At 43.9% G+C, this 3,348-nt stretch carries 3 protein-coding genes; 1 reads left to right on the top strand and 2 read right to left on the bottom strand.

What is annotated here, in order from left to right:
- A partial coding sequence (locus IQ229_RS19425) for a vWA domain-containing protein (RefSeq protein WP_194046556.1) occupies positions 1–1,828 on the bottom strand: 1,828 nt, incomplete at its 3' end.
- A gap of 260 nt (positions 1,829–2,088) precedes the next feature.
- On the opposite strand from IQ229_RS19425, the gene IQ229_RS19420 reads away from it, so the two are divergent.
- Positions 2,089–2,448 carry a Rieske (2Fe-2S) protein gene (locus IQ229_RS19420; protein WP_194046554.1) on the top strand — a complete coding sequence of 120 codons (360 nt, stop codon included), beginning with the start codon at positions 2,089–2,091 and terminating at the stop codon, positions 2,446–2,448.
- Positions 2,449–2,587: 139 nt separating this feature from the next.
- On the opposite strand, the gene IQ229_RS19415 is transcribed toward IQ229_RS19420, so the two are convergent.
- A complete protein-coding gene (locus IQ229_RS19415) occupies positions 2,588–3,130 on the bottom strand; it encodes an Hsp20/alpha crystallin family protein (RefSeq protein ID WP_194046552.1) in 543 nt (180 codons plus the stop codon).
- Positions 3,131–3,348 lie beyond the last annotated feature (218 nt).

Raw genomic sequence — 3,348 nt, 5'->3', positions numbered from 1 at the left:
GCACAAATCGCTTAATTTCACCACAGGCAATATAAGATTTGCCATCGGGTGCGGTTTTGACTTCATCAACGACGTAAAGCATTCCTTCCTCGCGCACCGATCGCGGAAAACGCATATTCCAATCCGGTTCATATCCATCGGAAACCACCCTAGCACGTAGTTTGCTGCCATCTTTGACACACTGAACTAAAATGCTGTCCCCTACACTGTCAGTTGTGGGAAGATCGGCAGCACTGGCAGGGCCTTTGGAAGCTTTACCTGTGTTAGCTCGATTGGATTGTCTAGGGGCAACAAAGATATCTGTTTCACCGGGTTGAGCAAAACGGGTAATCTTACCACGTACCCGATAGAAAGTGCGATCGCTTGAGAGTTCCAGTCCTTCAACGACATAGCGTGCCCCTTCGGCACGAATGGCACGGGGAAACTGGATGTTCTTGGTTAAATCATAGCCTTCGGACATGACCTTGACCCGCAGTTTACCCCCTTCACGAACGCAGTGCAATTCAACACCTGAACCGACTTCATTCACAATCGGCATCGCGTACACTTCATCGCCAGCAGTCACACCACGACCCACCAAATCGCTGCGATTGCGCGTCATCGTTTGGTAAGTCTGATCCCGCATCTCTTTCCGTCCGGCATTGCCTAAAGCTTTTTGAGCGATCCGACCGGCGAAATATTCAAGCTGATCGATTTCTTCAGCAATTTCAAAATTCTCATTCAACCCTTTATCTCGCAAATCTTTCACAAGCGATCGCAGGGTTTGTTCAGCTTCCTGATGCTTGCCATGTTCAGCGAGATTAAGGCTAGTCTCTTTGGCCTTAGCAATGGTAAGGCGACTCAGTTCCAGAATGATATGGCTTGTAGCAGCAAAAGCGGCTTCCTCAACAGTGCCAACTTTGGTGACGACATCGACTGTACCTGAAACGCTTTGAATGCGGTCATCTTGCACAACATCGGCGCTGTAATGCAGTTTCATCACAGGTAAATCACCAACTTGAGCGCTTGATATCCCCAGACTCAAACCGAGAAGTTTGTCTTCGCCCTCGTAAAGCTCTCCCAAGGTGATGACAGCTTGACCAGCGTCATTCTGGCTAACTTTAGCCAGACTTAAAGTATCAACCAGGCTGACACCATCAGCCAATTCAAGCGTCACCTTGAGGTTCTGTCCCACTACTGCTCTCAGACTGTCTAGCTCAATACTAAACACTTCAGTTGCTTCATCGATGCTCTGAATAAAGTAGAAGTTGCCCGTGGCGGCTCTTGCCATTCCAATCAACAAATCTTCATTGAAACCCTGAGCAAAACCTAACGTAGTTGTGATAATGCCTTCCTCTGCTTTTTGCCCTGCTGTCGCCGTCAGGATTTTGGGGTCTTGAATGCCCATATTGGCGTGACCATCGGTAAGCAGGAGAACACGATTGATTTTTTGCGGATCGAGTCGCGTTTTCACGTGTTCGCAGCCTTTAAGCCATCCCCCCGATAAGTTGGTAATACCACCTGCTCTCACCTTGCGGATGGAATTTTTCAGGGCGGCTTTGTTAGTCACAGACTGGGGTGGCACAACACTGTCCACTTCATCATCGTAAACAACTACTGAGAGAATGTCATAAGGCTCAAGTTGGTCTACCACAGACTCAGCGGCTTTGAGTGCGTGATGCAAGGGAGCGCCTGCCATGGAGCCGGAACGGTCAATTACAAGCGAAAGGTTAAGGTTACGTCGAGGAGATTTAGCTATGTCAGCACGAAAACGTAGCAGAATATCAGTCTTTAATGAAGATCCTGCGGTGAGGATAGACTGGTCAAATTCGTAACTTGTCTTAATCATTTTTTTATATCCCTTAGAATTGTTTGTTATCAGCTACAAGCCTTGCAATACATAGACATTAAATGCTTTATTTAGTTTACCCAGAAATAAGTTTGTTCAGTATAAAAATGGTATTTAATGTAAAATTTTATAGCTTTGGTATTTCACCAGCGTAGACAAAGCCCGTCGTAGGCATTCTCGACTCTCCGGTACTGAAAGGCGATCGCACTGGTCACTATTGCGGGAAACTGAAAGCAGATATATTAAAAGAGGAGAACCTAATGAGTTGGACTAAAGTTCTTGCAGCCGATGCACTTTCCCCAGGTACGCGAGAAGTGGTGAAAGTTGGCAACCGGAAAATTTTGCTTTTGAATCACGAAAATCAGCTTTATGCCGTAGATAACAACTGTCCCCACTTAAAATTACCGTTGAAAAGTGGGAAAATCACTGAAAGTGGGGCAATAGTTTGTACCTTCCATCGCAGTGCTTTTGACCTGCGGACTGGTGAGGTACAAGGATGGTGTGCCTGGCCACCTGGTGTAGGTAAGGTACTCTCGTTGGTTTCACAACAAAAAGCATTGCCAGTATTTCCGATTCGTGTTGAAGAAGGTAGTATCTGGGTTGATGTGCAAGAGGAATAGCACGCTCACCCTGAATTTACTGAAACAGTGCTAAATAAAAAAAGAAAAACCCCAGCTAAACTCATTTGCTGGGGTTTCTATCAAAATTTATCTATTTCAGAGATATAAGAATCATGGATTGAGAAAATACAACATCTTCTCAAGCAGTTGGAACACTTTGCTGTGATGTTATGTTGGGTTGTGTGTTACCATTGCCAGCTTCTATAGAAGTTGTAGCACTTTGAGATTGGCCTAAATTCACTTTGAATACCTTCTTCTGCTCTTGCTCCAGTTTAGGTAAATTCAAAATTAAAATCCCATCTTTCAAGTCTGCCTTAACTTGTTGATTCTGAACTTTGGTTGGCAGAGGTATTACTCTAGTGAAATTACCATACCGGAATTCAGAATGAACTTTGGCGTTAGATTGGGAATGTTTTTCATAACGATGCTCACCAGCTATCGAAACTGCATCTTGAGTAACTTGAACATCGAGGTCTTTAGCTTCCACGCCTGGAATCTCAACTCTTAATAGCAACTCTGAACCATTATCATGTAATTCAACCGCAGGAACCCACGCTGTTCTTGCTGATCCAGAAATATCGGAGTTGCCATGCTCGGCTACTGTAAGCTCAGAGAATAATTGATCCATTTGACGACGCAGAATTTCCATTTCACGGAATGGTTCCCAACGAATGAGTGCCATATTTTAATCTCTCCTTAACTTTCTAATTCAATCTTGGGTAATCAAACAAAGTTTTAGAGGTATTTTTTAGAGAGGAGCTTTATTTGCTTTGTTTCTTCTCTCTAGTAAGTAATTTAATAAAAGAAGAATCTAAAAGTAGTTGGGTAAACCGTACAGCCATAGGTTGGATTTACCGTATCAAACAAAAAAATTATGAAAAGCTTGAGAATAGTGAATGT

It is taken from the genome of Nostoc cf. edaphicum LEGE 07299 (genome assembly GCF_015207245.1).
Classification (GTDB): Bacteria; Cyanobacteriota; Cyanobacteriia; order Cyanobacteriales; family Nostocaceae; genus Nostoc; species Nostoc edaphicum_B.
The sequence above is the reverse complement of the archived record's forward strand: the minus strand, read 5'-3'. Positions and strand labels throughout refer to the sequence as shown.